Source organism: Nocardia brevicatena NBRC 12119 (assembly GCF_000308495.1).
Taxonomy (GTDB): Bacteria; Actinomycetota; Actinomycetes; order Mycobacteriales; family Mycobacteriaceae; genus Nocardia; species Nocardia brevicatena.
This window is the reverse complement of sequence record NZ_BAFU01000240.1, coordinates 1-26789: the sequence shown is the minus strand read 5'-3', so window position 1 is coordinate 26789 and position 26789 is coordinate 1. Positions and strand designations below refer to the sequence as shown.

General features: G+C 67.6%; 18 protein-coding genes and 1 pseudogene. 5 read left to right on the top strand and 14 right to left on the bottom strand.

Annotated features, from left to right (window positions below):
* Positions 1–12: 12 nt before the first annotated feature.
* The 4 genes and pseudogenes from ON20_RS28950 to ON20_RS40750 all read right to left on the bottom strand — a co-directional run.
* Positions 13–549 (bottom strand): DnaJ family domain-containing protein, encoded by a 537-nt coding sequence (locus ON20_RS28950; protein WP_040840907.1) that lies wholly within the window; start codon positions 547–549, stop codon positions 13–15.
* Positions 550–578: 29 nt separating this feature from the next.
* Entirely contained in the window at positions 579–2471 is a 1893-nt protein-coding gene (locus ON20_RS37505; protein WP_245547556.1) for a hypothetical protein, read from the bottom strand.
* Between the two features lie 203 nt (positions 2472–2674).
* Positions 2675–2926 (bottom strand): hypothetical protein, encoded by a 252-nt coding sequence (locus ON20_RS39460; RefSeq protein WP_051163588.1) that lies wholly within the window; start codon positions 2924–2926, stop codon positions 2675–2677.
* A 70-nt stretch (positions 2927–2996) separates the two neighbouring features.
* Positions 2997–3290: pseudogene (locus ON20_RS40750) on the bottom strand (aminotransferase class I/II-fold pyridoxal phosphate-dependent enzyme); the annotation flags it as partial.
* Between ON20_RS40750 and ON20_RS40070 the strand changes: the two are divergent.
* Complete coding sequence (locus tag ON20_RS40070) at positions 3228–3362, top strand: hypothetical protein (RefSeq protein WP_281032929.1); 135 nt, start codon at positions 3228–3230, stop codon at positions 3360–3362. The pseudogene ON20_RS40750 and the gene ON20_RS40070 overlap by 63 nt on opposite strands.
* A gap of 533 nt (positions 3363–3895) precedes the next feature.
* Positions 3896–4513, top strand: a complete 618-nt coding sequence (locus ON20_RS28935; protein ID WP_245547555.1) for an LLM class flavin-dependent oxidoreductase — start codon at positions 3896–3898, stop codon at positions 4511–4513.
* Between the two features lie 85 nt (positions 4514–4598).
* Here the strand turns inward: ON20_RS28935 and ON20_RS28930 are convergent, their stop codons facing one another.
* Genes ON20_RS28930 through ON20_RS28920 form a run of 3 tightly spaced genes read right to left on the bottom strand, consistent with a single transcriptional unit; the run spans position 4599 to position 7516 of the window.
* The gene (locus tag ON20_RS28930; RefSeq protein WP_040840905.1) at positions 4599–5612 is read right to left on the bottom strand and encodes a hypothetical protein; all 1014 of its coding nucleotides are present in this window, start codon (positions 5610–5612) and stop codon (positions 4599–4601) included.
* On the bottom strand, positions 5609–6943 hold the full coding sequence (locus ON20_RS28925) for a Dyp-type peroxidase (protein ID WP_040840903.1): 1335 nt from the start codon (positions 6941–6943) through the stop codon (positions 5609–5611). The genes ON20_RS28930 and ON20_RS28925 overlap by 4 nt, the downstream gene beginning before the upstream one ends.
* Positions 6944–6955: 12 nt before the next feature.
* The gene (locus tag ON20_RS28920) at positions 6956–7516 is read right to left on the bottom strand and encodes a hypothetical protein (RefSeq protein ID WP_040840901.1); all 561 of its coding nucleotides are present in this window, start codon (positions 7514–7516) and stop codon (positions 6956–6958) included.
* Positions 7517–8140: 624 nt separating this feature from the next.
* Between ON20_RS28920 and ON20_RS28915 the strand changes: the two genes are divergently transcribed.
* The gene (locus tag ON20_RS28915; RefSeq protein ID WP_305080304.1) at positions 8141–8698 is read left to right on the top strand and encodes a putative immunity protein; all 558 of its coding nucleotides are present in this window, start codon (positions 8141–8143) and stop codon (positions 8696–8698) included.
* Positions 8699–8871: 173 nt separating this feature from the next.
* On the opposite strand, the gene ON20_RS28910 is transcribed toward ON20_RS28915, so the two are convergent.
* The gene (locus ON20_RS28910) at positions 8872–9321 is read right to left on the bottom strand and encodes an SRPBCC family protein (RefSeq protein ID WP_051163587.1); all 450 of its coding nucleotides are present in this window, start codon (positions 9319–9321) and stop codon (positions 8872–8874) included.
* Positions 9322–9334: 13 nt separating this feature from the next.
* Complete coding sequence (locus ON20_RS28905) at positions 9335–9691, bottom strand: VOC family protein (RefSeq protein WP_040840895.1); 357 nt, start codon at positions 9689–9691, stop codon at positions 9335–9337.
* 115 nt (positions 9692–9806) lie between these two features.
* Between ON20_RS28905 and ON20_RS28900 the strand changes: the two genes are divergently transcribed.
* Complete coding sequence (locus ON20_RS28900) at positions 9807–10604, top strand: helix-turn-helix domain-containing protein (RefSeq protein ID WP_040840892.1); 798 nt, start codon at positions 9807–9809, stop codon at positions 10602–10604.
* 105 nt (positions 10605–10709) lie between these two features.
* Here the strand turns inward: ON20_RS28900 and ON20_RS28895 are convergent, their stop codons facing one another.
* Entirely contained in the window at positions 10710–12272 is a 1563-nt protein-coding gene (locus ON20_RS28895) for an FAD-dependent monooxygenase (protein ID WP_040840891.1), read from the bottom strand.
* A 583-nt stretch (positions 12273–12855) separates the two neighbouring features.
* Positions 12856–13431 (bottom strand): dihydrofolate reductase family protein, encoded by a 576-nt coding sequence (locus ON20_RS28890; RefSeq protein ID WP_040840889.1) that lies wholly within the window; start codon positions 13429–13431, stop codon positions 12856–12858.
* 71 nt (positions 13432–13502) lie between these two features.
* Here ON20_RS28890 and ON20_RS28885 point away from each other — a divergent pair, with 71 nt between their 5' ends.
* Positions 13503–14102, top strand: a complete 600-nt coding sequence (locus tag ON20_RS28885; protein ID WP_040840887.1) for a TetR/AcrR family transcriptional regulator — start codon at positions 13503–13505, stop codon at positions 14100–14102.
* Positions 14103–14288: 186 nt separating this feature from the next.
* Here ON20_RS28885 and ON20_RS28880 read toward each other — a convergent pair whose 3' ends face one another.
* The 3 genes from ON20_RS28880 to ON20_RS28870 form a co-directional block, all read right to left on the bottom strand.
* On the bottom strand, positions 14289–14534 hold the full coding sequence (locus tag ON20_RS28880; RefSeq protein WP_040840884.1) for a hypothetical protein: 246 nt from the start codon (positions 14532–14534) through the stop codon (positions 14289–14291).
* Positions 14531–15205, bottom strand: coding sequence for a DUF6875 domain-containing protein (locus ON20_RS28875; protein ID WP_051163586.1), 675 nt, complete (start codon positions 15203–15205; stop codon positions 14531–14533). The genes ON20_RS28880 and ON20_RS28875 overlap by 4 nt, the downstream gene beginning before the upstream one ends.
* A 48-nt stretch (positions 15206–15253) precedes the next feature.
* A partial coding sequence (locus ON20_RS28870; RefSeq protein WP_051163585.1) for a non-ribosomal peptide synthetase occupies positions 15254–26789 on the bottom strand: 11536 nt, incomplete at its 5' end.

Below are 26789 nucleotides of genomic sequence, written 5' to 3'. Positions count from 1 at the left end.
TCCCCCGGCCACTCACGACACGGACCTACCCCCGCGGCGAAGCAGACGCCGCCACCACGAACACCGCGACGGCGGTCCCGCTCCGGCGGCGGAGACGGGAACGACGCACGGACGGGCGAGCGGAGGCGCGGGGCGCGACTTCCGCTCGCGCCGCTGCCGCCACTGTCGAACGGTCTCGTTGGCATTCACCGGGGAGAGGGGGACATGCGGTCCGGTCGGCATGCGCAGCCATTCCACGATCCGACGGTTGAGTGCGGAAACCTCGTCGCGAACCTGTTGTTCGGACATCAGATCGGCCACCGTTTCCGGCAGGCGTTCCACATCACGGCGCAGCACCAGCGGCGGGGGCAGGGTCGCCTCGCCGCCTACCCCTTCCCGCCGCAGGTACTCCTTCAGCCACCAGTCCTCGTCGTAATAGGGGTTGCCCGCACCGGGGAGGGGCTTGCCGGCACCGCGCAGGTTCTCGAACTCGCCGCGTTCGGTCGCCTCGCGAATCTTGCGGTCCACCCAGGACTCGAAACCGATGTCCGGCGGTTTCCGCTCCGTCACTGCCGCACCCCCTCATCCGGTGGTGTTGCTCATGCTCCGCTCTTGGACGCACTCCGGGCCGCCTGTGCGCGACGGCGCTCCCGCTCGGCCTGCATCTTGGCGATGTCCTGTTCCAGCATATCCGCCACCCGGTACTGGCCGGTGTCGTAGGCGCTGCCGGGGTGGAAGATATGCGGGTAGGCGGCGACGATGCTGCCCTCGTCACCGGCCGGCGGGTTCTCCGTGCCGTTCGCACGCGGGGCCGACGGGTCGGCGGCCGGTTCGGATAACGCGCCGGGGGTATCCGCTTTCGTCGCCGGGGAGGGTGCGACGGCCTCCGCGACGGGCTCGGCAGGCCCGGACGGACCGTTCGAGGGGCTCGACTTCGCCGACCGGCCGGCGGACTTCTTCGGCGAGGAAACCGTTTCGGTGGACGAGGCGGCCTTGGCCGATGCGGAGCGGGCGGCTTTCTTGGCGGGCGGCGCCACGGCTTCCGTGGAACCAGGTGTATCCGTCCCCGCCCCGGCGGCCGACTTCTTCGCGGGCGCCGACTCACCGGACGACGCGGTGCGCGCGGCGGCGCTCCTCGGCGCGGAACGGGTCGTCGACTTGGCCGGTGCGGTCTTCTTCGCCGGCGCCGCCGGAGCTTCCGGCGCGCTCACCGGCGGAGACCAGTCCGCGAGCTGTTCGTCAAGGGGCATATCCGCCTTGGGCTTGGCCGCGGGCTTGGTGGACGAGATGGTTTCGGCGGTCGATCCCAGCAGTTCGTCGAATGGCAGCGGTGTCGCCGACCGGCCGTCGGACGCACCGGCGCCGGTGGCCCGCGCGGATCCGTTCGCGCCCGATGTCCTCACCGCATCGGATTCCGATGCTACATTCCATGCCGTACCGATATTCACCGCCGCGACGACCGCCGACCGCTCGGCGTCCGAGGAATTCGTCCCCTCCCGCGCGGTATCGGCCGCCGAACTCGCGGATTCCGCCGTCTCCTGCTCCTCGTCGGTTTCCTCCGCGTCGACGATATCGGCGTACTCGTCGGGTTCCGACGAGACAGACTCCTCGAGCGCCTCGTAACTCTGTTCCGGAAGAGCCTGCGCCGCATCGGCTGCCGCGCTCAACTGATAACCGACCCGGGGCAGGGTGCGCCGGATCTGCTCGGCCGGGTCGGGCAGATCCCGGACCTGTTCGGTGGCCCGCGCGATGGCCATGCCGTAGCGTGAGCTCACCGCCTCGTGGATGAGCAGCGCGACACCGATCATCACCGGCGCGACCGCGTGCACGGCGACGTCATACCAGTTACCGGTGCGGATATAGGGATAGGTGTTCAGTCCGACCGTGAGCGACAGCAGGGCGAGCTCGGCGGCCACGACCTGCCCGCGGCTGTCGAGCACCTCCCATTCGGAGACCTTGCTGGTGCCGATCATGATGATGATCAGACAGACGCTGATCATCGCCTCCAGCAGATAGCTGAACCAGAACAGCGGATCGCTCGGCCCGGTGGGCGCGATGTTCTGCTGCACATTGACCGCCGACCACAACATGCCCGCACCGACCACACCGGCCAGCGCGCGCAGCGACCAGGAACGGTGCCGGTACAGCGATGCCAGTTTGGCGTGCGGGCTGGATTCCCGGCGCTGTGCGGCGATCGCCTTGCGGGCGATCAGCAGGTCTCGCATATCGGCCTTCTCGATCTCCTGGGTGGTCTGCCGGGCACGATCGGCCGCCGAGGCCGCCGCCTGGATCTCCTTCCAACGCTGCTCGCGTTCCTGTTCGCGAATACGTTCGGCCAGTTCGCGCTCGGCGTGTAGTTCACCCTCGGACAACGCCTCGGTCAAGGCGGGGTCGAACTGGTAGGCGAGCCGCCGGCGAGCTTTCTCGACTCGCCGCGCCAGCTGCGTGACATCGTCTTCGACCGGGTGCTCGACGGATTGCTCGATGGTCATCTCGACTCCCGACCGGGGAGGTACGACGGCAGACAGGTAATCACGCGGCGCTACGGTACCGCGCTTTCCCCGCGGACGCACAGTGGTAGTCCCAATACCGACATCGGCCGTGCCCGACAGGGGTGGACATACCGCCCCGACCACCCCGGCGATTGCCCCCTCCGGGGCGACGAACCGGCAGATCACCGGCCCGGTCGGGTCGTTCACGACGGGTCGGGCAGGCCGGCCCGCGCGCCGGCGCCGAGGGACAGATCGGGGATGTGCTCGATACGGACGAGAACCTCGGCCAATTGCTCGGCGGTGTCGAGAAATTGGCGTTCGGTGTGTTCGCCGGTGAGGAAGAACCGCAGCCGTCCGGTGCCGGCCGGGACGACCGGGGCGAAGATCGCGCCCGCGTTGATACCGCGCTGCAACAGGGCGGTGGTGGCGTGGCCGGCGCGCACCTCGCCCGACACGATGGGGGGTGGATTCGGAATCGGCCGGATCCGTTTCCCGTTCACGCAGCGCGACACTCAACAGGCGGGCGTTGGACCATAGTCTTCCCAGTCGCTTCGGTTCGTCGGCCAACACATCGAGACCGGCGAGTACGGCGGCGATATTCGACAGTGACGGCCCCGCGGTGTACAGCGCCATACCCGGCACGGCGTATTTGATCGCTCGCACCAGGTCGTCGGCGACGGCGATGAAACCGCCGGTGCTGCCCATCGCCTTGGACAGGCTGCCGGCCGGATAGACCGGATCGCCGGGCAGATCGAAATGTTCGCGGCTGCCCAGACCGTGTGGTCCGAGGACGCCGAGCGCATGCGCCTCGTCGACCAGGGCGGCGCAGTCGTATCCGCGTGCCACGGCGGCGTTCTCGGCGATACGACCCAGATCACCGTCATGCTGTAGTGGCCTTCGATGATCGCCGGCGCTCGGTCGAACCGGTGTCGGGAGGTCACCCGCCGGCAACCCGCCCACTGGGCGCCCGCGACCAGACTCGCGTGCGCCGGCGAATCGCAGACCGCCACATCCGCCTCACCGAGTAGGAACCCGAGCACCGCGGCGTTGGTGAGGAAGCCGCTCGAGACCACCAGCGCAGCGCCGACCCGGTGGATCTCGGTCGGCCGCTGTTCCAGCACTCCGTAGAGACGCTCGCCCGCCACCGCCGTGGACAGCCGTTCGGAATTTTTCGCCGCACCGAGGCCTTCCAATCACCACGACCTACGAACGTCCTCAACTCGATCGGACCGCTATGCCCTTCGACATCGGCACCATCCTTCCCACCTCCACCCCCGATCCCGACCGGCCGATACTCGGCGATGTGCGCGCCGCGGCTCGGCTCGCCGAGGACCTCGGCCTCGACTCGGTGTGGTCGACCGACCACCTGGTGGCCAGTGCGCCGATCCTGGAGAGCACGGGTTGTACTGTCCACCGCCGCAGCGGTGACCGAACGCATCCGAATCGGTTACGGGGTGCTGCTGCTCGCGCTGCGCCCGGTCGCGTGGGCGGCGAAACAGGTCGCGACACTCCAGCACGTCTCCGGTAACCGACTGCTGCTCGGAGTCGGCACCGGCAACCCGGTCCACGGCGATATCGGTTGGCGCGCCGCGGGCGCATCGTTCGCCGAACGGGGTCGGCGCACCGATGAGGCGCTCGCGGTCCTGCCGGATCTGGTGGCGGGCCGGACGACAACGCTTCCCGACGGCACCGAGGTCGCCCTGGCTCCGGCCGCCGATTTGCCGCCGGTACTCGTGGCCGGCGACGGACTCCGGGCACGCCGCCGCGCCGCGGCCTACGCCGACGGCTGGATCGCAATCGGCCTCGGATCCGACGCCCTGCCGGCCACGGTCTCCGAATTGACGCGATTCGCCGACGAATACGGTAGGCCCACACCGGCCGTCACGATTGTCGGTCCCCCGCTGTCGGACGATCCCACCCGCGCCGCCGAGCAACTGGCCGAGTACGCGGACCGCGGCGCCGAACGGGTGATCATCGCCCCGAACGGCCCGGACCGGGAACGCCGCTACGAATTCGCCGCGAAGGTGAAACAGGCCATGTGAGAGGCGGTACCGAGTGCCGACGCCGTCGGTGCGACCGAGCACACTCACCTGATCGAAATCCACGGATCGCACCGAGATTCCCGGATCATCTCATGGTGGCGAGGTTGTGCCAGAGGTTTTCGAGACTGTCGGTGCCGCCGAAGAGTGTGGTGAAGTTGGTGGAGTCGATGAGCACGATATCGCCGGCGCGGCGGCCGGTGGGTGGCATCCAGATCAGCGCGTTGAACTCGGTGTTACCGGCCGCGGTGAAGGGATGGGGGCGCGTGGGGTCGACGCGCTGACGACCCAGGACGCGCAGCGAGTCGCTTTCCGGTGCGGTGAGCTCGTAGTGCGGCAGATGGGGGTGGAAGTTGAACGTGGTGACGTTGTTCAGCAGCCGCGGTCCGTCCAGATCGCGGAACCCGGTCAGGGGGGCGATCTCCCGGGTACCGTCGACGATGGCGGGCCGCAGCCCCCATATGTTGTGGACCGGCACTTCGAGTGTTCGCATCAGCGACCGCGTGTACTGGCCGAATCGCTGTTGCCGGGGCACCAGCGGGTCGCCGTGATGTTCGTATTCGATTTGTCGCTGGGTGTAGTCGTCGGTGAAGCCGACATCGTGGTGTGGCGCCAAGAGCAGGCAGGCGCCCTCACGTTGCAGCCACTGCTGGATCGCGGCGCTCTCTTCGGGTGCGGCTTCCTGTCGGGAGAGGAGGTGATCGAGCCCGAACACCATCAGCGTGTCGGTGTCGGCCAGAATCCGCTCGTCGATCGGCAGTAGGTAACCCGCCTGGTCGATGCGCTGGAACACCGCCACGGGATGACCGGTCGCCTCACCCGCCAGCCGTTGAAACGCCAGCGTCGAGCGGTGAAACAGCTCGAGTGTGCCGGCAATGCCCTGCAGGAAGTGAGCTGTCTCGTACTCGGGGGTTTCGTAGCTCGGCCATGCCACGTTGCGGACTTCGGTCATCGTGGAGAAGCGGTTGTTCATTTCGGTGGAATCACGCTGGGCCTCCCACGGGTAGCTCCATGCCCAATAGATGCTGATCCGCCGCCGCCCGTCGGGCGTGCGCGGGATATGGTGCTGGTTGTAAGTGCGCGCCGGCGGCAGAGTGCTCATGACGTCGCCTCCCGACCATCGAGTCCGGCCAGGTATCCCAGGGCGCGGATACCCGGTAGGAAGAAGTAGGCGCCGCCTCGAAGGGTGGTGAACGCCGGCAGGCCGGCGAGCACCGTGCGGATGGGCCGCTTGGGGACGGTGAACTCCAGGGTGCCGTCCTGGGCGCCGCAGAATGGGTCGCGTTCGTTGCCGAGTCCGTGGAATGTCTTGTCGTTGATCCAGACGTTCTGGGCGAACTCGAACTGTCGGATCAGGCCGGCGCAGATGATGAACGCGGCAATACCTCGGTCCGCCCCGTCATCGGGGGCATCTTCCGGTAGGGCAGGTCCGTAGGTGGCGCCGCGCCGGATCATTCGGTGGCGGTTCATATCCGCCGCGGTGTCGCGCGGGTTGAGCCGCCGGATGTGTGCGCCCAGCGGTACCGCGTAGCCGTGCGGGTCCATCTGTCCATAGTCGAAGTCATTGTTTCGCATCGGATCCGCGCCCAGCCGCGGATCGTCACGGTCGGGGGACAACACCAGAGGGGCACCGCTTCGCCAGCGGCCCATGAACTTGGCCGCGAGCAGCTCCTGCCCGTCCGGCGTGTCGGCGTGTTCGCGCAGATAGTCCCGAAACGCACCCACATGTTCTCGCAGCCGCCGGTAGGCCATGTAGCTGCCGTTACGGGACAACACCTCCGGCTGCGGCAGCCCGCGTGGTGGTCCCGCCTCGTCGGGGTAGCCCAGGATGAATTCGCCGGGCTTCAGCGGCGCCCCCGAGCCGGGTGTCGGTTCTTCACCGGATCCCTCGATCACCGGCTGGGACAACCGATCGCGGAACCCGAAATGATCGTGGGCGTAGTCGAACGGAGGCGTCGCGCTCAATTCCAAGGACGACAACACGCGCACACCCGGGCAGCGGGCCACCAGTTCGCGGTGCTCGGCCGTCCACCGCCGGTGTGCGGCCTCGGTGCGGGCGAACATGATCACGATGGCGTGCAGGTCGTCACCGGCCAATCCGCCCACCCAGTTGTCCGGGTGATTGGCACCCGTGTCGCCCAGGATGTCGGCGCGGGCGGCCATGCCCTCACGGAATTCGTCGGGAAAGGTGGCAAGCGCTTCCTCTGGTACCCCTAGTGCTCGTAGCCCGCGCCAGGTGAAAGCCGGCGTGATCCAGCACTCGGAACCATCCATCGTGGCGCGCACGTCCGCAACCGACCGAACCTGCTTCGACAACGCGGTCAGCCAGGCCCGGCCTCCGGCGGGCTCGTCGAAGGACAGGAACTCGTAGCGGCCGGTCACCGCCGGGGTGCGGGTCAGCAGGATGTGCTGAATATCGTCGAGTTCGAGCATCGGCTCAGGTGCTCACTGCATCTGATCGAGCATCTCGGAAAACGCCGCCTCGAGCCGCAGCGCTTTTTTGATCTCATCGGCGGTGACGTAGGGGTATTCGCCGTACTCGAGGAAACTGGGGAAATGGTGTTCTCGAACGAATTTCACGAACGCGCCCGGATTCTCCTTCCAGTCCTCGGGAAAGCCCTCGAGGTTGGTGAAAACAGTGGTGATACCGGTCCGGGAGAAGAGCGCCACGGCGTCCTCGGTGTATTTGTCGAAGTCCGTGTCGAAGATGCCTTGATACTGGAAATGCAGTCCCGAACCGATATCGAACAACAGCCACCGCAAATAGTGCAGCCGCAGCGGTGCCAGCACGGTCGGATCGGCCCCTACCGCGGCTTCGATCTGCTTACCATATGTTCGAACGGCCTCTTCTCGGCCCGGTTTCACCTTCGCGATTATCGAGAATCCATAACAGGCCGGGGTCCGCGGATAAATCGGACCATATCTACCCCGCTCCAGCTCGAAATAGCCCTCCCTCGGAAGGGCCATCGCCGCCGGTTTGTTCCGGTCGTAATCGGTTGCCGGCATATCGTCACCTACCCTCGAAACAGTAGGAAGCCGAAATTTGGCCCGTGGCCACCACCGATCCTACCCTGCCGCGCCGGTTCGCGAACCGTTCTCCATTACGTCGAGTGGACCGGCGTGGTGACCATCGGACACGGCACCTCGCCGCCGCCCGCGCAGCCGGCGCCACCACCGGCCCGAGAACCTGGACCGCCCGTACCGCCGGCTGCAGCCCACATCGCCGGCAGCGCCGCTCGGCCACGGCTGCTACCGTTCCGCCGAGTTGCCGACCGGCCACCGAGGTATGCCCGGTCGAGCTGCGTGACGAGCAGCTGTGAGGAGCGCTGCCGGCGTGGTGCCGCGGCGGACGGTGAGCGAGACCATGACAAGAGACATCTCGTGGGACGGCTGCCGGCCGAGGTGTGCTCACGAAAACTCACCTGCCGCACGCTACGCCCACCTGCAGCGCCCCTGACATTCGACGCGGTTCCCTACCGAGATATTCATGCGCCCACCGCTGACCTCCGGCGCCGTTCCCCGGTCAACGAACCAATGATCCACCGAGTCGAAGGTTTTGCGTCACCGAACTGCCGGTATCGCCGAAAAGCCCCAACCGATGGTCCAACGATACGGTCGAATGCCATGGATATGGCCAACAAGGACCTGACGATAGAACTCGGCATGGCCGAACTGCGCGACATCACCGGCTATGCCGTGGCCTGCGCGGAACCCGCCTTGGCGATCTTCGAAGGCGAGCGCCCTGCCGATGGGCGCCCACGAACCGCGATCGACGCCGCGCAGGAGTTCGCGAATGGAGCCGAGCGGACCAAGGCGATCCGTGACACCGCGTGGGCGGCGCACCGGGCGTATCGAGAGGCACGTGATGCAGGGCAGGCCGCGGCGAGCGATGCTGCGCGAGCAGCTGTCGCCGCGGCGAGCGCGGCGTTCCTCCACCCACTGGCGAAAGCGACTCAGGTTCTGCATATCCTCGGGTCGGCCGCCCACGCAGCCCGCGCCTTCGAGCTCAATGCCGGCGACGCCCGTAATGTCGGCGCCGACTACATCGAGAGGGCACGAGGCCTGGCCACCCCAATCGTGCTGAGTGTCCTGACGCGTTACCCGAAAGCCCCGGATGGTCGCGGCCGCGTGGGAGAGCTGGTGCGAGACCTGGACATATCGTTGCGACAACTGGCAACCGGTCGTTAGCCGAACGCCGCCCTCGAGCCAAGGCGGTTCCGCCGACCCGACAGCATCAACGACTTCGGCCGGAGACGCCTGTCCCAGAGCCGCATCCCGACACCCACCGCACAGTGGAAGTCCAAGGGCCGGCGCGGAAAGCCCGCACCCCCGCCGGGCTCGGCCCGTGGACGTCCTCCCGGCTAATGAGCGTTCTCCGGTGCGAGTTCGCTGCCACCCGGCCGCCGCGATGCCGCTTCCTGCAGCGCCCGACGCATGACAGTCGATCCGTGTTCGACGAACTCGGCGATCGGTGCGGCCAGAGCATCGGGGAGGACATCGGTGTGCCAGACGAACAGCGTCCCGCCGCCTTTGGCGGGCAGAGCCTGCATCGAGGCGTGGTGATGGGAGGGGTGCAGGCTCCCACCGACAACGGTATAGGCGACGCGCCTGCTCACCGGGTCGAGATCGACGAGCCGTTCGGCGACGACGGTGCCGTCGGCGAAGGTAACGGTACGGGTGTCCGCGTCAAGCCGTGTGTCGATGACGAAGCCCGGGGCGAGGCGTTCATGCACGGCGCCGAAATCGCCGAGTACATCCCAGACCTGCTCGGGTGTGGCCTCGACGATGAATTCCTTGTGAATGGATGCCATGGGATTCTCCTGGTCAGCCCGCGGCGATGCAGAACAGGTGGCCTTCGGGGTCGGCGAGGACCGTCCACTGGCCCGCACCCGGCTGGAAACCGGGTTTGGTCGCACCGAGCGCGAGCAGTTGTTCCGTCGCGCTTTCCACATCGGCGACCGTGAAGTCGAGATGGGCGTGCTTGCCGGAATCCGGCCAACCGGGGCCCCGGTAGCCATCGACTCGTTGGAAAGCGAGTTGGATCGGGCCGTCGCCCAGATAGGCGGAGTCGTCGTCACTGTGGGTGATCTCCCAGCCGGTGATGTTCTGGTAGAACTCCGCCAGTGCCTTCGGGGAAGCGCAGTCGATGCTGATCGCGGTGAGTTCCGCGCGGACGGTCATGTCGGTGTCTCCTCGGTGTGGTTGCTTGCCCACCCAGCATTCATTCCGGACCGGCCCCGGGTCTTGAAGATCCTTGCGGCCTCGTTTGGTCGTCCACTCGGCGTAAGGTTCGCGCGTGCTGTCCGCCATGACCCTCACCATCCGACCGGAATTCACCGTGACCACGGTGGCATGCCACGCCGACCACACCCGCTGGTCGGAGCCGGAAGCGCGTGATGACCACCGCGTCGTGCTCGTGCGGCGCGGCAGATTCCGGCGACAGGCCGACGGGGTCGACGCCGATCTGGACCCCACCATCGGCTACCTGGGCGCACCGGGCGAGGAGGAGCGATTCGCTCATCCCGCCGGTGGTGACGTCTGCACCTCGGTGACCGTCGCGCCCGAGTTCTGGGAAGGGCCCGTGGTCGCGAGAGCGATGTATGTCGACGCCCGCCTCGAGCTGGCACATCGCCGGCTGCTCGGTGCCGCCGCAGGCGGGGACATCGACTACGCGTTGACCGAGGAGTTGCTCCGGCTCGTCGCGGGCGCCGCCGGGTGGCCGGTCCCGAGTCCGCGTCCCGCCGATCAGGCGCTGGTCGCAGCGGCCCGCGAGGCGATCATCGACGGTGCGCGGGAGGCGGCAGGGCTGCGCTCACTGGCCGGGTTGCTGAAGGTCTCGCCGTACCGGCTGAGCCGGTTGTTCTCACAGCACACGGGCGTATCACTGACCCGCTACCGCAACCGGGTACGCGTCGGCCAAGCCATGAACCGGCTCGTGGAGGGCGAGACCGGCCTGGCAGACCTGGCCGCAGACCTCGGCTTCGCCGACCAGGCGCACCTGACACGCACCGTCCGCGAGCACCTCGGCCGCACCCCGACGACGCTGCGCCGACTACTGACCCAGGGAGCGCAGACCACTCAACCGAGCCTCTGAACACGAACTTCGGAAATCACCGAAGACGACCCGCCCAGCACCGGTCGGTGTCGTAAACGATCGTTGACCGGCCGGGCAGACTCATCCGGCCCGGAGCCGGGCCGGTCAGGAACGCCGGTCGCGGGTCGGGATCGGCGTTTCCTCGGGTGTGCCGAACCAGGACGACAGCGCTGCCCGCAGGCCTGCCTCGGCGGTGTCGGCGGGTTCGTCGATGGTCGCCGCCCAGGCGATATGGCCGTCCGGGCGGATCAGGAGAGCGTCGGCCGGCCGGTTATCGGTTTTTGCGGCGCGGATGTCGATGCGGCGCTGCGGATCTCGGGCGACATCGCGGAGGTCCGCGCGGTCGGCGAGGTCGAGCAGGACGGGCCGTGCGGCATACAGGAGTTCGGCGACGCTGGTGGTGCCGTCGTCGGTGTGCAGGGTGAGATCGGGGGCGAAGGTACCGGTCACGGCATGGTTGTTGGGATTGGGCAGCCGATAGCGGATGTCGGCGCCGGCGATGAGGGCTCCCATGCGTCGCAAGGGCTGCTCATCGGTGAGCAGTTCCTGGAAGACTTCCCGCAGCGCTTCGGCGGCCGGGTCGTGCCCGCGCCGCAGCGCCACTTGCGCCCGGGTGTGCAGCATGGTGCGGCCCGCAGCGAGATGGCGTTCGTCGTGGTAGGTGTCCAGCAGGCCGTCGGGCGCCCAACCCTGGACCTCGGCGGCCGGCTTCCAGGCCAGGTTGACCGCATCCAACATGCCGGCGTTGAGTGCCACACCCGTGGCGGGGAACAGGTGGGCCGCGTCACCGGCGAGCAGGATCCGGCCGGCGCGGTAGCGTTCGGCCTGCCGGGCCTTGAAGGTGAAGCGCGACAGTCGGTGCGTGTGCGCCACAGGCAGGCCCACGCCGAGCACGCGGCGGATGCTGTCCTGCAGTTCGGCCACGGTCATCGGCATGTCATCGTCGTATTCGGTGGTCTCGTCCTCGATCGTGTAGACGGACAGTACCTCCGATGTAGGCGACGCACCCATCCCGAACAGACCGTGGTCGGTTCGGGTGAAGCCCGCAGGGATGGTTCCGAAGCCGGGGACCTCGAGGTCGCCGTTGTCGAGGCGGGTCACCGAATCGGGCACGGTGATCTGGGCCAGCCGGTTGACCTCCGGATATACAGTGCCGGGGAACGAAATCCCCGCCATATCGCGGACCCGGCTGCGCGCACCGTCGCAGCCCGCCAGGTAGTGGGCGGTCACCCGGTATATCCCGTTCGGCCCACTGACCTCCGCGGTGACCGCGTCGGCGTCCTGTTTCACGTCCAGCACCTGATGTCCACGACGGATTTCGATGCCGCGCTCGCCGGCATATTCGCCGAGCAACTGCTCGAGCTTCTGTTGCGGCAGCGGCAAGGCGTGCATCGGGGAATCGGTCAGCCGGGTGAGGTCCACATGCACCCCGCCGAACGGAAATCGCGGAGCCGGAATCGGGTCGGTGCAGGCCGCTTCGAACCGATCCAGCAGACCCCGGTAGCGCAACAGTTCCAGGATCTGCCCGCCGAGCCCGCCGGCCTTCGGGGTATCCCGGAGCCGTGACTGTCGCTCCAGCACCAGCGGCCGCACTCCGGCCTGCCGCAACTCGGCCGCCAGCATCAGACCGGTCGGGCCCGCACCCACAATGATCACGTCGGTGTCCATCACTCCGCTTCCCTCGAAACCTTTCGCCGCATTCCCGCTTGTCCCCGTCATAGACACCACACGCATCTATTGCTCCAGTTCCGGTCTTGGAAGAAGATTTTTCTGTATTACCCGGCGCTTGCCGCAAGTCCGGGGGTACCTTAATTGTTGAAATAGAATCCTTCCGCTTTCCTCTTCGCCGTCCACCACCCGCAGACCTGACGACCGAGGGTAGAAGACTCTCTCGGACAGGGTGCGCCAGGCTCCGAGGAAGCGGTCATGGGGGTGTGGGTGCACCGCAGTCGGGGCGATGATGTTGGACACCTGGCAGTCCGCGGCCGTCGTCGCTTTCGACGCCGACGCCCGAACCACCCGGTGACGTTGCGCTTCCTGGCCGATCGGGCGCTACCGCGCGCCATGCCTGCCGTGCCGGGACCACCCGCCTTTGGGGATCGCGGCCGTGCGTGGGGGCGTGGGGCGAGTGACAAAGCGCTGCCGGTTGCCTCGAGCCGGATAGGTGCTGCGCTGCTTTCGCATATCGGTACCGCCTTTCGGGTTGCTCGTGAAGCCAGGGATGCCGGATCTCCGGCGGGATCGCGCCGAATCAGGCGCGGTCGAACCAGGTGACCTGCGCGCCGTTGCTGAATTCCTGCCGCTGGGCGACCGTGAACTGCGTCGGCTTGAAGTTGCCGGCGAGGGCCCGGACGCCGTCGCCCGCGATCACCGGGTAGCTCTTGATGATCAGCTGGTCGACCTCATCGATGAGCTGACCGGCCAGGTTGCCGCCGCCGCAGAGCCAGATGTCCAGGCCTTCTTCTTTCTTCAACCGCCGAACCAGCTCGACCGGATCGGTGTCGACGACCGTCACCTGCGGGTTGTCCACCGGCGCGAGAGTGCTGGAGAAGACGTACTGCTTCAGGTGGTTGTACGGGCTGGTGGCGCCCGCCGCGAGGCCCGGTTCGTAGGTGCCGCGGCCCATGACCAGGGTGTCCAAGGTCTTGTTCGGCGTGTCGAGGGGCATACCGATGGACTCGCGGGTAGGCGTCGGCACCGTCTCCGGGTAACGCTCGTTGATCCACGCCATCATGTCCTCACACATCGGATAGAAGTCGAATTCCCCCTGCGGACCTGCGATGTAGCCGTCGAGGGAGACTGCCACGTAGTAGACAAGCCTTCGCATCTTTACCGCCTCGGGTGTAGTACTCTGCTTGAAGTGGTTTGAACGTAGTACTACGGACGGAGTGGTGTCAAGTGGTTCGCACGAATCCAGAACGTCGGCAGGCCCTGCTGGACGCATCGATCGAAGTCCTGGCCCGCGAAGGGGCCCGCGGACTGACCTTCCGGGCAGTGGACAAGGAGGCGGAAGTCCCCGCCGGAACCGCCTCCAATTACTTCTCCAACCGCGACGAACTCCTCGTCCAGGTCGGGAACCGTTATTACGAGCGGCTGGTCCCCAGTGAGGAGACGATGGCGAAACTGCACGGGCTGCGCACCCGCGAGACCGTCACCGAACTCATGACCGAGGTGGTCGGCCGGGTCGTCCACTTCCGCACCGGCTATCTCGCGCTCCTCGAACTCCGACTGGAAGCCACCCGGCGGCCCGAACTACAGGCCCTGCTCACCGAACGGGTGCGCGCCGACCTGGACTTCAATATCCGCAATCATCTGGAATCCGGGATGCCGGGCGACGAGGACACCGTCGTGCTGCTGTATCTCGCGCTGAACTGGCTCACCCTCGAACGGCTCACGCTCCCGGGCATTTTCGACGAGAAGCGGGCCGCGGAGTTGATGCGGACGGTGGTGGAGCGCGCGATCCCCGCTGATACCCGGGTTGCCCACGACAACCTATGACGCACGCCACCGGCCGGCGAACTCATCGAGGTGGACAACGGTCGGGCCGCCGACCACCGCCCTCGAGATCGAGCAGGTAGAAGCCGCAGGGCCGGCCCGACGGACTCATGCACGAACGCCGACGACGCCCGGGTAGTCGAGGCGCGCTCACGGCGGGATTCGCGGCCCGCCGGCCATGGGGTCGGCTCATACGGCGACGTCGAACAGGCCCGGCTCCTGCGACTGCGATGCGGAGACGGCGCGCCGCCGGACCCGGGAAATCCGGTCGGTGGTGAGTGCCGGAGCGCGGCCGGGGTAGGTGCCGAGGCGTTGGTGGACCGCGACGGCTTCCCGCAGTCCCGGACAGGACACCGGTGTGATCGCCGTGTGGTAGCCGACGGCACTCGACTTCGAGATATTCCTCGATGGGCTCGGCGGCACGGACGGCTTCACGGAGTGCTCTCCGGGAGGGCCTGTGGTTGCACGAGTTTGTCGGACATGGCCGTGGTGACGAAGCCTGGGATAGCGGGCGCGAAGATTTTGAGATAGGTGTCGATCCATTCGTGGCGGGAGTTGAGGAACGGGTAGTCGGTGGGGGCCATATGGCGTACGGCGAGCATCGGCACGGGCGCGTCGAGTGCCGGGAACGCCGGATTGTGCAGTCCGGGATAGGTGCAACCCGGATAGAATTGACCGAGCATCAGGCCTTTGTCGACAAATCTGGTTTTCAGGTCACGTTGAACAGTGTCGATGGCCGCGTAATCGGTAAGGTCGGGAAAGACCGCCAGGACGGCTTTGAACTGTGCATCGGGGGGATCCCGCGGGGGCAGGGTGGGAAACAGGTCGTACAGGTCATCGACGATATCCATAATGCGCGGGATGCCGATATCACGGCCGTCGATGAATGCCACCCATAGGTACCGGTGCGCGATGGCGTGGCTGGTATAGGGGCAGACGGGACCGGGTCGCCCGAGATCCGGGTGGGGCCGACACAGATATTCGCGAGCCCACAGACGAAGCTCGGCCACCTGGGGGCGTTCGGCGGCCTCGGCTTCCGAGTCTGGAGCGAAAAGGCTGGCCGGCTCTACGCCGGAGCGTGTTCCGAGGATTCGGTCGGTATTCATGAGCAGCCTATTCTTCTGGGTGGGATGCCCCGGTGCGGGAGTGGGAGTTCAGCGGAAATATCTGTTCAACACGAGTGCGATTGCGCGGAGCACCTCGGGGTCGGTCATCTGTTCGTGCCGCGCGGGAATGCGGTGCTCGGTGATGGTGCCGGTGATGTATTCGTTCCATGCGAGAGACGGAGTGGGGCCGTCGTCCGGATGGCCGGGTACGGCACGGAAGTAGAGCAGATCACCGTCGAAGAGCGCCGGCCGATGATCACGGGTGAGGTCGATGAGCCGGGTGTAGTCGCTATGCAATATCCCCAGGTGTTCGGGGACCAGGGCGGTGAAGAGACCGCCCTGCTGGTGTAGCAGTTCGGTCGCAGCCTCGACGGTGAGATCGGCGGGAATACGGGAGGCGGCGACGCCGGCGAACTCGGTGAGCACATCCGCGAGGGTGGGTATGGGAACGTGGACGCTGCGAGCACCGACGACGCGGGTGTCCATCATGGCGAGGGTGGCGACGCCGTCGCCCTCGCGGTGGAGTTGCACGGCGATCTCGTGAGCGATGGTGCCGCCCAACGAGTAGCCGAGCAAGTGGTAAGGGCCGTGCGGCTGGACGGACCGGATCTCCGCAACATAGCGGGCGGCAAGTTGGGCGAGCGTATCGAACCGCACGGTCGGGTCGGTCAGTGCCGGGGATTGCAGCCCATGGACGGGACGTTCGGGGTCGAGGTGTTGCACGAGACCGCTGAAACCCCACGCCAATCCGATAGCCGGGTGAACGCAGAACAGTGGCGGATCCGTGCCCGCCGCGCGCAGCGGAAGCAGGACGGCGAGTGCGTCATCGGGTTCCTGTTCATCGAGGCCGCGTTGCCGGGCCTCGATCCGGCGGGCCAGTGATTGTGGTGTCGGGTCGGTGAAGATCCACTGAATCGGCACGTTCACCCCGGTCGATTCCTCCAATCTCGCCACCAGTTGGATGGCGGCCAAGGAGTTGCCGCCGATGGCGAAGAAGCCATCGTCGAGGCCGGTCCGTTCGATGTGGAGGGTCTGGGTGAAGGCGTCGCACACGGTGGTCTCGAGCGGCGTGGACGGCGGCCGGTACCGGGAAGACCGCCGGTCCGGTGCGGGGAGGGCCTTGTAGTCGAGTTTGCCGGTGGGGGTGAGCGGGATCCGGTCCAGGACGAGGATGGTGGTGGGGATCATGTGGGTGGGCAGTCGGGTCGCGAGATATGTGGTTATCGCGGCCGTGTCGGGTGTGGTGTGCGGCGCGGGAACGACGTAGCCGATGAGTCGGCCGGCGCCGTTGGATCCGGTGTGCGCGGTGACCGCGGCGTGGGTGATGTCGGGGTAACCGCGTAGCACGGATTCGACCTCGCCCGGTTCGACACGGTTGCCCTGGACTTTGAGCTGCCGATCGCTGCGGCCTCGATATTGCAGTGTGCGGTCGGCGGTCCAGGCGACCAGGTCGCCGGTGCGATACATACGTGTCCCGGGCCGCCCGTACGGAGCGGGGATGAATCGGGTTGCCGTGGTCACGGGTTGCCTGTGGTAACCGCGGGCGAGGCCTGGTCCGGACACGTACAGCTCCCCGACCACCCCGGGCGGGACGGGGAGCAGCCTGCGATCGAGTACGACGGCGGTGAATCCGCGGACGGGCCCGCCCATGGGGATCGGGACGTCGGTGATCGTGGTCAGCGGAGCGTCGGCGCAGCTCATGACCGTGGTTTCGGTGGCCCCGTAACTGTTGATCACCGTGTGGCCCGATGTCCATCGTGCCGCCAGTTCCGGTGGACACGGCTCACCGCCGACGATCAGGGTCTCGAGTCCGTCGAGGTTCGTCGCGGCGAGCAATGTCGGGGTGAGGGCGGCATGGGTGATATGTTCCGCGCGGACCAACCGGGCCACTCTGGTGCCGGCGCCTACCGGTTCGGGAGCGAGGACCAGCGTGGCTCCCGCAGCGGCGGCGCTGACCCATTCGAGGATCGAGACATCGAAGGTCGGCGGGGAGGCGGCCAGAACTCGAGAGGTCGGAGTGATGCCGAACCGTTCCCGCGCCTCGGCGGCCAGATTCGCTATCCCGGTATGGGTGACCATCACCCCTTTGGGGGTGCCGGTGGAGCCCGAGGTGTAGATCAGATAGGCCGGGTGCTGTGGCCGCAACGTGGCTGTTCGTTCGGCGTCGGTGATCGCGGTCGGGGTCGCGGCCGCTGCCGTCGCGGCGAAAGAGGGGCTGTCGAGGACGAGCCAGCCGACGGTGTCCGGCAGTTGGTCCCGGTACGACTCGAGTGTCAGCCCGACGGTGGCACCGGAATCCGTCAGCACGCTCGTATTGCGTGCGTGGGGCCGGGTGGGGTCGACCTGAACGAACGCGCCGCCGGCCTTGGCAACCGCCCACACGGCGATCACGGCGTCGACGGAGCGCGGTAACGCTATGGCCACCAACGATTCCGGTCCTGTTCCGGCGTCGAGCAGCACCCGTGCCCACCGATTCGAGGTTTCCTCGAGTTCACGGTAGGACAGCCGTACGCCGTCGCCGACCACCGCTTCCGCGTCGGGCCTCATCGCGGCTGTCAACACCCGCGGCAGTACCGACATCACCGCACCGTGGCGACCGCGAGCGGGTACCAGCGTGGCCCGCTCGGCCGGCGAGAGCAGCTGTAGCCGGGCCAACGGCAGGTCGATATTCTCGGCGATGGTGTCGAGCACGCGCAGCACCCGCTCGGCGAGGGCGTCGATCCGGGATCGGTCGAGCAGTTCGGGCAAGTACTTGAAGATCAGATGCAGGCGGGTGTCCTGGTGGATGATCAGCCCGAACGGATAGTGCGCGGCGTCACGTCCGTGTACGCCGAGGACACGCATACCGGCGATGTCGGTATCCTCGGACAGCCCGGACCAGTCGATCGGGTAGGACTCGAAGGCCGTCACAGTGTCGAACATCGCCCCCGGACCGGCGATTTGCTGTATCCGGGCGAGTCCCAGGTGGTGATGGTCGAGTAGCGCGGCTTGTTCGGTTTGGATTCGCCGTAGCAGTTGGGCGAGGCTTTCGCGGTGGTCCAGTCGGACCCGCACCGGCACGGTGTTGATGAACAGCCCGATCATCGATTCGATGCCGGAGACCTGTGCGGAGCGCCCGGAGACGGTGGTGCCGAACACCACGTCCTCGCGAGCGGTCGCGTTGGCGAGCACGATCGCCCAGGCGGCCTGAACGATGGTGTTGAGGGTGAGCTCCTGCCGGTGGGCCGTGGCGACCAGTGCCGCGGTGCGCTCTTCGCTCAGCTGCACCCGGACTTCGCGTGCGGCGGAAGTGTATTGGCGGCCGCGGTCGGCAGGCGTCAGGAGAGTGGGCTCCGATACGCCGTCGAACGCCCGGGTCCACGCGGTTTCCGCCGCGTCCTGATCCTGGGCCTTCAGCCACGTCAGGTAGTCGCGGTAGGGACGACCCGACGCCGGCAGCGCCGGGTCGCTGTCACAGGCGTAGAGGGTCAGCAGTTCTCGGATCAGCAGTGGCGTGGACCAACCGTCGATCAGGATGTGATGCATGCTCAACAGCAGCCGATATCGCCGGTCGGCGGTGCCGACCAAGGTCATTCGGAGCAGCGGCGCCGCGGTAACGTCGAAGCGGGTGCGTCGGTCGACGTCCATGAGCTCATCGAGTGCGGACGCGGGGTCGTCGCGCCCGGTCGGGTCGATCCGGGTGAACGGCACGTCGACGTACCGATGTACCACTTGGACCGCTTCGCCCGCGCCGTCGCGCACGAACGCGGTCCGCAGGTTCGGGTGCCGTCCGACGAGCGCCTGCGCGGCGCGGCGCAGCCGGTCCTCGTCCACGTGCCCGCCGAGTTCCATACAGAGTTGCACGATGTAGGCATCGAGTGCACCGGCGGCGAGCTGGGCATGGAACAGCAACCCGGTCTGCAGCGGCGTGAGCGGCCATATGTCCGCCAGTGCCGGGTATCGGCTCTCGAGCCGGTCGATCGCATCCTGGTCGAGGTCGACGAGGTCGAGGTCGGAGGGGGTCAGCCCGCCGGCGCCGGGCCGCGACGCGTGGGTGGCCAGCGCGGTCACCGCCTCGCGCCACAGTTGCGCGAGATCGGTGACCTCGGCGGAGGTGAGCAGACCGGTCGGGTAGTCCCAGGCGGCAGTGAGAGTCGGCCCGTCCGACGTATCCGTGATGAACGCGTTGACGCCCAGCGCGGACGCCACGGCCGCGTCAGGGTTCTGCCCGCCGCCGCCGGCGGTGCCACCGCCGGCGGGCATCCACCCGCTCTCGCGCAATGCCGCGGGAACGGTGTCGAACCGGCCCAGATAGTTGAAGCTCACCTGAGGATTGGGCAGTGCCCGCAGGATGCGCGCGGTATCGGCGTTGAGGTAGCGCAACAGTCCGTAGCCGATTCCGTGACCGGGGACCTGTCGGAGCTGTTCCTTGACCGATTTGACAACCGCCCCGGCGGCGGTTCCGGCGGCGAACGCGTCGTCGATATCAATGCCGGACAGGTCGAGCCGCACCGGGTAGGTGGTGGTGAACCATCCGACGGTGCGGGTGAGATCCGCGCCGGGAAGCACCGTGTCGTGGCGGCCGTGACTTTCGAGGGTCAGCAGTGTTTCGGACACGGTGTCGCCGTGCCGGCGCCGCCATCGCATCAGTGCCAGAGCGAGCCCCGCGATCAGGGTGTCGTCCACGCTGCCGTGGAATGCCTCGGGCACAGTGGTGAGTACGGCGCGGGTCACCGTGGTGGGCAGCGCCACCTCGAGGGTCGCGACGGTGGCCTGCACGTCCACGGCCGGGTCGATCGGGCGGGCACCGATCGGCGGGTCGACGGTGTCGAGCGTGGACCGCCACCGGTCGAATTCGTCGATCCTCGCGGCGGCGGTGTGCAGAGCATGAGCCCAGCGGCGCATCGACGTGCCGACCGGCGCGAGCCGCGGCCGTTGCCCGGCACACACCTGTGCCCACGCCATCGCGAGGTCGGGAACGAGAATCCGCCACGATACGCCGTCGACCGCCAGATGATGCGCGACGACCAGCAGCCGTCCCGGCTGTTCGGGCCGGTCGAGCCAGACCAGTTGCAGCATGGTTCCCGCGACGGGGTCGAGACGTTCGGCCGCCGCGTCCGCTTCGGCGGCCACGAACTCGGCGAAGTCGGCGCTGTCCGGTGCCGCGTCCACCGGCACACGCCGGATGAGCCCGGCGGCGGATACCGCGGTCGACCCCACCTGCAGCGCCCAGCCGGACGCGTGCGCGGGGTCCGGGCGTAGTCGAGCCCGCAGCATGTCGTGGTGGTCGAGCACCGCTTGAACGGTGGCACCGATACCGGTGCCGTCGATATCGGCCGGCAGGGTGAGCATCACCCACTGGCAGAAACGGTCGAAACCGCCGCGCTCGAACATCCAGCACATGATCGGAGTCACCGGTACCTGCCCCACGCCTCCGCCGGGAAGTTCCTCCGGAAGGGGGGTTGCCGCAGTGCTGTCGCGGACGGCGATATCGGCCAGCCCGGCGACGGTTCCGTGGTCGAACACGTCGCGTACGGAGAACACCAGATCCGCCGCCCTGGCCCGATTGACCAGCTGAATCGCCATGATGCTGTCGCCGCCCAGGGCGAAGAACGAATCGTCGGCCCCCACCTCGTCGAGTCCGAGCACCTCCGCGAAGAGTCCCGCCACCATTGTCTCGGCCTCGGTGGCCGGCGGTCGGGAGGCGCCGCGGGTGGGGAAAACCGGTTCGGGCAGGGCGGCGCGGTCGAGCTTGCCGTTCACCGTCACCGGTAGCGCGTCGAGCACCATCACGGTCGCGGGCACCATATGCGGGGCCAACCGCTGCCCGGCGAAGGCCAGGATCGCGGATGTGTCGAGTTCGGCCCCGGACACGGGCACCACATATCCGACCAACCGGTCGCCGGTGGTCGTACCCCGGTGCACGGTCACCGCCGCCTGCGCCACACCCGTACAGGCGAGCAAAGCCGATTCGACCTCGCCGAGCTCGATACGGAAACCACGAACCTTCACCTGGGAATCCGCCCGGCCCACGAACTCGAGCGTCAGGTCTCCCTCCGGTGACCGCAGCCACCGCACCAGGTCCCCGGTCCGATACATCCGCTGCCCCGGTCCCGCAAACGGATCGGCGACGAACCGCGACGCCGTCGAACCGACCCGGTTGCGGTAGCCACGAGCCAAACCCGGGCCCGATACATACAACTCACCCACGACACCGACCGGCACCGGCCGCAGCCGTGGGTCGAGCACCACCTCCCCGACCCCGCGGATCGGACCGCCGATCGTCACGGCTGTACCCGCCACCATCGGGGCACTGGCATTGGTCTGGATCGTGGCCTCGGCGGGGCCGTAGGTATCGGACAACCTCCGGCCCGGCGCCCACCGCGACACCAACTCCGGTGTGGGCGCCTCACCACCGAGCACCACGGTCCGCAGGTGCCCGAGCCCGGCCGGATCGACCGTCGCCAAGGCCGCGGGCGTCAGGGCCGCATGGGTCACCTTCTCCCGCGACAGGATCTGTGCCAGCTCGACCCCGCCGTAGACGGTCGGCGGCGCGACCACCAGCTGCGCGCCCCTCGTGAAGGCCCAGAGGTATTCCAGGACCGCCGCATCGAAACTCGGGGACGCGGTATGCAATACCCGCGCGCCCGGTCCGATGCCGTACCGCGAACTCTGGTCGGTCACGAGATTCGCCAACCCCCGATGCGACACCACCACCCCCTTCGGCACCCCCGTCGACCCGGATGTGTAGATCACATACGCCGCCTGGTCGACTCGCACCGGCAGTGTGCGCTCCGCGTCGGTCACCGGCACTGCCGGCAGCCCCGACACCTCCGCTTCCACCGCCGGCTCGTCGAGGACCAGCCACCGCACCGATCCGGGAAGCCGATCGCGCCACTGCGACAGGGTGATTCCCACTGCCACACCGGAATCGGACAGCATGTAAGTGATCCGGTCGGCCGGATAATTCGGGTCCACGGGTACGAATGCCGCCCCCGACTTCGCCACCGCCCACACCGCGAGCACCGATTCGACCGACCGGACCAACCCCACCGCGACATTCGACTCCGGCCCCGCACCACGACGTATCAGCATGCGGGCCAACCGATTCGACTTCGCGTCCAACTCGCCGTAGCTCCACCGGCGATCCTCACACACCACCGCGACCGCCGCCGGATCCAACGCCGCCGCCGCTGCCAACAACTCCGGCAATACCCGCCCCGGGGCTGCCGGAGCGCCCGACACCGGCATCAACTCGCGGTATTCCGCCGGGGAGAGCAGATCCAGCCGGGCCAACGGTAGATCCGGGTCGGCGGCAACGATGCCGAGCACACGCAGGACCCGACGCAGGGTCGCGTCCATCGTGGCGTGGTCGAAGAGTTCGGGCAGATACTTGATGGTGAGCCGCAGTCGCGTGTCCACATGGGCGACCACTCCCAGCGGATAGTGCGCGGCGTCGGCGCCGGACACGTCGACCAGCCGTAGGCCGGCGATATCGGTGTCCGCGGTCAGCCCACCGCGATCGACCGGATAGGACTCGAACACCGTCATCGTGTCGAACACCGCCCCCGGACCCGCCACCCGCTCGATATCGGTCAGCCCCACGTAGTGGTGGTCGAGCAGCGCGGTTTGCTCCGCCTGGGTCCGGTCGAGCAGCCGGCCCACACTCTCGGTGGTATCGAGACGGACGCGCACCGGCAGCGTATTGACGAACAGTCCGATCATCGATTCGACGCCCGCCAGTTGCGGGGGCCGTCCGGAGACCATGGCACCGAAGGTGACATCCGTCCGGGATGTCCACGTACCCAATACGATCGCCCACGCCACCTGGATCACGGTGTTGAGGGTGATTCCGCGCACCCGCGCGAGGTCGGTCAGGGCCGCGGTCTGCTCCTCGGTCAGTTCGCCGTGTACATCACGTGATTCGGTGTATCGGCGGCCGGAACCGGACGGAGCCACCAGGGTCGGCTCGTCGGCGCCGTCGAACGCGTGGGCCCAGATGTCGAGCGACGCGGACGGGTCCTGCCGGACGAGCCACGCCAAGTAGTCCCGATAGGGACGGATACGAGGCAGTATCGTGGCGTCGCCGTCGGTGGCGTACAACACCAGCAACTCCTTCAGGAGCAGCGGCGTCGACCAACCGTCGAGCAGCAGGTGGTGATTGGTCAGCACCAGCCGGAAGCGCTCCGGTCCGGTGGTGACCAGCATCCAGCGGAGCAGTGGGGCACGAGACGGGTCGAACCGGGTCGCGCGGTCCGCGGCCATCAGCCGATGCCACTCTCGATTTCGGGTACGCTCATCCGACCCGGACAGGTCGAGTTCCGTCCACGGCGCCTCGACGTCGTCGACGACCACCTGCACCGGCCCGAGATCGGTGACGAACGCGGAACGTAGATTCGCATGCCGGTCGACAAGCGCCTGCCCGGCTCGGCGCAGCCGCTCCGGATCCACCCGCCCCCGTAGTTCGAGGACCAGCTGGACCACGTAGGCATCCACCGACTCCTCGGCCAACAGCGCATGGAACAGCAACCCCTCCTGCAACGGAGTCAACGGCCAGACATCGCTCAACGCCGGATACCGGTCCTCGAGTTGTTCGATCTCGGACTGTCCGAGCCCGACCAGGTCCAGATCCGACGGCGTCCGTCCCCCGGCCCCTGCCCGGTGGAGATCTGTCGCCAACGCGGTCAGTATCCGACGCCATGACTCGGCCACCTCGCGCACCTGGTCGGCGGTGAGTACCCCGGTCGGATACGACCAGGTCGCCCGCAGCCGTGGCCGGTCGCCGTCGTCCAGGACGAGGGCATTGATATCGAGCACCGCCGACACCGGCATGTCGGGATCACGCGCACCGGTGAACTCGGCACCCGAGAAGTCGCCGCCGTCGTCGACCGGGAGCCAACCAACCGGTTGCGTTCCACCGGGAATCCCCGTGGGGACGCGGCCCAGGTAGTTGAAGCCGATCTGCGGTGTCGGCGAACTCCCGAGTTCCGGTCCGGTGTCCTCGTTGAGGTACCGCAACATTCCGTAGCCGATGCCGTGGTCCGGTACGGCGAGGAGCTGTTCCTTCACGGACTTGACCGCGGCCCCCAAGGCCGGTCCGCCCGCGCACGCGTCGTCGAGATCGATACCCGACAGCTCCAGGCGCATCGGGAAACTCGTCGTGAACCAGCCCACCGTCCGGGTCAGGTCCGAGCCCGGGACCACATGCTCTTCTCGGCCGTGCCCTTCCAGACCGATCACCACGTCCGTCGGAGCGGCGAACGCCTCCGAACGCTCGCGCCGCCACTTCATCACCGCCACCGCCAGCGCGGCCAGTAGCCCATCGCCCACACCGCCGTGGAACGCCGCGGGCACGGTGGTCACCAATGCCTCGGTCACCTCGGGGGATATTTCGATCTCGACCGTGCCCGCGGTGGCGTTCACGTCGACCGCGGGGTCGAGGGGCCGGGATCCGAGCACCGGGTCGTCACCGGAGGCCATCGCTTGCCAGAATTCGAGCTCGGCGGCCCGCTCCGGGCTTTGGGCAGCCTCGACCAGCCCGTGCGCCCACCGTCGCATCGATGTCCCGACCGGGGCCGGGTCGGGCGGCTCGCCGGCCTCGATCCGCGCCCACGTGACCGCGAGATCCGGCACCAGCACCCGCCAGGACACCCCGTCGATTGCCGTGTGGTGCACCAGCACCAGCGCCCTGCCCGCCTCCGCCGCGTCTGCCGGATCGAACCAGACCACCTGCACCACGGCCCCGGAGCCCGGGTCGAGCCGGTCCGCGGCGGCGTCCAACTCGGCCGCCGCCGATGCGCGGAACTCGGCGCTTCCCGGCTTCCCCGTCATCGCCACCCGGTGGATGACGTCATCGGCTCGAATCGTTCCGGCCGGCAGGGCCTCCCACGTCCAGCCCCCGTCTGCTGCCAGGTGCAGCCGCGCGCGCAACATATCGTGCCGATCGAGTACCGTCTGCACCGTGTCCGCCAGCCGCTGCCGGTCGATCCCCTTCGGCAGCCCCAACATCACCGCCTGGGAGAATCGGCCGAACCCCGACTCCGCCCGCTCGAGCAGCCACTGGACGATCGGGGTCAGCGGGACCTGCCCTACACCCCCGCCGGGGAGTTCCGTCGGAAGCGGGGTCGCCGCGGTGCTGTCATGGACGGCGATCTCCGCCAGTCCGGCGACTGTCTTGCGCTCGAACACATCGCGCGCGGAGAACACCGCCCCTGCCGCCTTGGCCCGATTGACCAGTTGAATCGACATAATGCTGTCGCCGCCGAGGGCGAAGAACGAGTCGTCGAGTCCGACGGTGTCGGCGTGCAGTACGTCGGCGAATGTTTCGGCGATGGTGTGTTCGAGGGGTGTACGGGGTGGGCGGAACGGTGCGGTGTCGGTGAACACCGGATCGGGTAGCGATTTGCGGTCGAGTTTTCCTGTTGACGTGAGCGAGATGCGATCGAGCACCATGATCGCCGACGGGATCATGGAGGAGGGGAGTTGTTCGGCGAGGTGCTCGGTCAGGGCCGTGGTGTCGATCGAGTGGCCGGGCGCGGCAAAGACATACGACACCAGTTTCTGGGTGCCGGAGTCGTCGCGATGGCCGATCGTGGTGGCGAAACCGACGGTCTCGTGAGCGGTGAGAGCGGCATCGATCTCGCCCAGTTCGATACGCAGACCACGGACCTTGACCTGGAAATCCGACCGGCCCAGATACTGGATCGTTCCCTCCGGCAGCCAACGCACCACATCCCCGGTGCGATACATACGCCCGCCCGGCACCCAAGGACAGGCCAGGAAACGCTCGGCGGTCGGCCCCGCCCGCCGATGATACCCACGGGCCAACAACGGACCGGCGATATACAACTCCCCCGCCACCCCCACCGGCACCGGCTGCAACCGCTGATCCAACACCCACGCCCGAACGCCGCGAATCGGTTCGCCGATGGACACCACCTCCCCCGCCGCCAACGGAGCGGTCAACGTAGCCGCGATGGTGGTCTCGGTAGGCCCATACTCGTTATAGACGTTGCGATGATCGCTCCAACGGTCCACCAGGTCGGTGCCATACCCCTCACCACCGACCACCAGATGGGTCAAATCCATGAGAGGCCGGCCGGTGTGGTCCACCGTGGACAACGCGGACGGTGTGATGAGCGCATGGCTGACGTGCTCACGATCGAACAGCCGAGCGAGTTCGTCGCCACCGAACACGGTGCCGGGCGCGATGACCATGGTCGAACCCGCGCACAGTGCCAGCAGCAGCTCCAGCACCGCCACATCGAAACCCGGTGAGGCCGAATGCGCGATCCGGGACGAGGGATCGAGGCTCATGGCATCCCGATGCACAGCGGCACAATTGCCGAGACCACGGTGGGTCACCGCCACCCCCTTGGGCAGGCCGGTGGACCCGGAGGTATAGATGACGTAGGCGATATCGTCGATGCGCAACGGCCGCACCCGATCGACATCGGCGACGGGACGACCATCGGCCTCGCGAAGATCGTCGAGTATCAGCCAGTCGATGGTGTCGGGTAGTTGCGCGCGGGCGGGGGCTGTCGTGAGGCCGAGGGTTGTTTTCGAGTCGGTCGTGATGTGGGTGATGCGTTGGGCGGGGTGGGTC

Excerpts from the sequence above, each read along its gene's own strand:
- ON20_RS28930 (WP_040840905.1), bottom strand. The coding sequence starts at position 5,612 with ATGAGCACTCTGCCGCCGGCGCGCACTTACAACCAGCACCATATCCCG.
- ON20_RS28875 (WP_051163586.1), bottom strand. The coding sequence starts at position 15,205 with ATGAATACCGACCGAATCCTCGGAACACGCTCCGGCGTAGAGCCGGCC.
- ON20_RS28890 (WP_040840889.1), bottom strand. The coding sequence starts at position 13,431 with ATGCGAAGGCTTGTCTACTACGTGGCAGTCTCCCTCGACGGCTACATC.
- ON20_RS28925 (WP_040840903.1), bottom strand. The coding sequence starts at position 6,943 with ATGCTCGAACTCGACGATATTCAGCACATCCTGCTGACCCGCACCCCG.
- ON20_RS28905 (WP_040840895.1), bottom strand. The coding sequence starts at position 9,691 with ATGACCGTCCGCGCGGAACTCACCGCGATCAGCATCGACTGCGCTTCC.
- ON20_RS28920 (WP_040840901.1), bottom strand. The coding sequence starts at position 7,516 with ATGCCGGCAACCGATTACGACCGGAACAAACCGGCGGCGATGGCCCTT.
- ON20_RS40070 (WP_281032929.1), top strand. The coding sequence starts at position 3,228 with ATGTTCGCGGCTGCCCAGACCGTGTGGTCCGAGGACGCCGAGCGCATG.
- ON20_RS28895 (WP_040840891.1), bottom strand. The coding sequence starts at position 12,272 with ATGGACACCGACGTGATCATTGTGGGTGCGGGCCCGACCGGTCTGATG.
- ON20_RS37505 (WP_245547556.1), bottom strand. The coding sequence starts at position 2,471 with ATGACCATCGAGCAATCCGTCGAGCACCCGGTCGAAGACGATGTCACG.
- ON20_RS28915 (WP_305080304.1), top strand. The coding sequence starts at position 8,141 with ATGGCCAACAAGGACCTGACGATAGAACTCGGCATGGCCGAACTGCGC.
- ON20_RS28910 (WP_051163587.1), bottom strand. The coding sequence starts at position 9,321 with ATGGCATCCATTCACAAGGAATTCATCGTCGAGGCCACACCCGAGCAG.